At 69.1% G+C, this 2,259-nt stretch carries 3 protein-coding genes; 2 read left to right on the top strand and 1 reads right to left on the bottom strand.

Annotated features, from left to right (window positions below):
* Positions 1-85: 85 nt before the first annotated feature.
* On the bottom strand, positions 86-856 hold the full coding sequence (locus ADK36_RS08735) for a GbsR/MarR family transcriptional regulator (protein ID WP_053196932.1): 771 nt from the start codon (positions 854-856) through the stop codon (positions 86-88).
* A gap of 226 nt (positions 857-1,082) precedes the next feature.
* Here ADK36_RS08735 and ADK36_RS08730 point away from each other — a divergent pair, with 226 nt between their 5' ends.
* Together ADK36_RS08730 and ADK36_RS08725 are read left to right on the top strand one after the other, a co-directional pair.
* Complete coding sequence (locus tag ADK36_RS08730) at positions 1,083-1,754, top strand: DUF4097 family beta strand repeat-containing protein (protein WP_048586226.1); 672 nt, start codon at positions 1,083-1,085, stop codon at positions 1,752-1,754.
* 17 nt (positions 1,755-1,771) lie between these two features.
* Positions 1,772-2,259, top strand: a 488-nt coding sequence (locus tag ADK36_RS08725; RefSeq protein ID WP_159391098.1) for an ABC transporter ATP-binding protein, incomplete at its 3' end; no start/stop codon positions are given.

Here is a 2,259-nt window from a genome sequence, read left to right as displayed (position 1 = left end):
GGGCGGGCCGGGGCGGGGCATGGGGCCTGGGCCGGCGTATGCCGGCCGTGTCCTTCCGGTCGGACGTGAACCCCTGCGGGTCGGCTCAGGTTGACGGATCCGGCGTGGCCGCCGAACCCGGCTCGGCGGTGTCGTTCGAAGGTGTTTCGGGCTTCGTGTAGAGGATGTCGCGGGCCTGTTCCGCGGCGCGGGCCATGCTCTCGGCCACGAAGTCGACGAAGCGGGCGATGTTCTCGAGGCGGGTGGCGGCCGGGGTGTCGGGGCCGAGGATGGCGACACCCTGCCGGGCGGTGTCGGCGAGTTGGCCGTGGGACCGGACGCTGGCGATCATCCCCTGGTACCAGACGTCGTCGTCAACGACGTACCGCTCGCGCCGGCCTTCGTCGCGTTCCCGGCGGATGAGGCCCTGGCTTTCCAGGAACGTGACCGATTTGGAGATGGACGCCGGGCTGACCTGGAGGCGCTGGACGAGTTCGGACGCGGTGAGGCTGCCCGCGTCGGTGGTGTAGAGGCAGGTCAGTACCCGGGACATCATCTTGGGCAGGCCCTGTTGCATGAGGAGGGTGGTCCACGCCTCCTCGTACTCGCGCACGGCCTCCGGGTCGCGTCCGTCGGTCTGCGCCGGCGCCTGCGGCCCTCGGGGTGTGGCCTGCCTCCGTCGATGGGCGCGGCGTTCGGTGGCGCGGTGCGCGAGGTCGGCGCGGTAGCCGGTGGGGCCGCCGTTGCGCATGACCTCGCGGGTGATGGTCGAGGTGGGGCGGTCGAGGCGTCTGGCGATCTCCGCGTAGGCGAGCCCGTCGGCCACCCCCAGTGCGATCTGCTGACGTTCCTGCTGAGTGAGTCTGCCTCCCGGCATCGCGATCTCCTTCGTGCTTCTTGGTGCCTCCTTGAGGATAGCGTTCAGTTCCCATCTATTGCAACGAGTCGATGGGGGTTGTTGCATTAAATTCAGAACGGTTGCAACGATACTTGCGCTTTGACCTGCTCGTATGCTGCTTATTCGCAACGAAGATGTTGCGCGTTTTCTGAACGCAACGTAGCTTTTCCATCGTCAGAAACAGCAACGAACGCAGGAGAACATCATGCAGAAGTTCGACACCCCCGCCCCCGTCTCCGCCGTCCTCGACCTCCCCGCGGGCCGCATCCAGTTCATCGCCGCCGACCGGGCCGACACCACGGTCGAGGTCCGGCCCGCCGATCCCTCCAAGAGCCGCGACGTGAAGGCGGCGGAGCGGACCGAGGTCGCCTACGAAGGCGGCGTCCTGCGGATCCAGGCCCCGGAGGCGAAGAACCAGTACTTCGGTGCTTCCGGAGCCGTCGAGGTCACCGTCCAGCTGCCGGCCGGCTCCCGAGTCGAGACGAAGGCGGCCGCCGCCGACTTCCGCGGCGTCGGACGGCTCGGCGACGTCGCCCTGGAGTGCGCGCAGGGCCCGGTCAAGCTCGACGAGGCCGCGAGTGTCCGCCTGACCCTGCAGGACGGCGACGTCACGGTGGGCCGGCTGGGCGGCCCCGCGCAGATCAGCACCCTGCGGGGCGACATCCGGATCACCGAGGCCGAGCGCGGTGAGGTCGTGCTGCGCACCCAGATGGGCGACATCTCGATCGACGCGGCCCGCGGAGCCTCCGCCTCACTGGACGCCGGCACCGGCCACGGCCGGATCCAGAACGCGCTCAAGAACACCGACGGCGCCGCCGCCGACCTGAACATCCACGCGACCACCGACCACGGCGACATCACCGCCCGCAGCCTCTGAAGAAGGAGCCATCCGGCATGACCAACCTGGCCATCGCGGCGAACGGGCTGCGCAAGTCCTATGGCGACAAGGTAGTTCTCGACGGCGTCGACATCGCCGTCCCCGACGGAACGATCTTCTCGCTGCTCGGTCCGAACGGCGCCGGCAAGACCACCGCCGTGAAGATCCTCTCCACCCTGGTCTCCGCCGACGCGGGCACCGGCGACATCCACGTCGGCGGCCACGACCTGGCCGCCGACCCCCAGGCGGTGCGCGCCGCGATCGGTGTCACCGGGCAGTTCTCGGCCGTGGACGGGCTGATCACCGGAGAGGAGAACATGCTCCTCATGGCGGACCTGCACCACCTCTCCCGCAGTGAAGGCAAGCGCACCGCGGCCGAGTTGCTGGAGCGTTTCGACCTGGTGGCGGCGGCGAAGAAGCCCGCCTCGACCTACTCCGGCGGTATGAAGCGCCGCCTGGACATCGCCATGACGCTGGTCGGCAGCCCGCGGATCATCTTCCTCGA

It is taken from the genome of Streptomyces viridochromogenes (genome assembly GCF_001270495.1).
GTDB lineage: Bacteria > Actinomycetota > Actinomycetes > Streptomycetales > Streptomycetaceae > Streptomyces > Streptomyces viridochromogenes_A.
The sequence above is the reverse complement of the archived record's forward strand: the minus strand, read 5'-3'. Positions and strand labels throughout refer to the sequence as shown.

Excerpts from the sequence above, each read along its gene's own strand:
- ADK36_RS08735 (WP_053196932.1), bottom strand. The coding sequence starts at position 856 with ATGCCGGGAGGCAGACTCACTCAGCAGGAACGTCAGCAGATCGCACTG.
- ADK36_RS08730 (WP_048586226.1), top strand. The coding sequence starts at position 1,083 with ATGCAGAAGTTCGACACCCCCGCCCCCGTCTCCGCCGTCCTCGACCTC.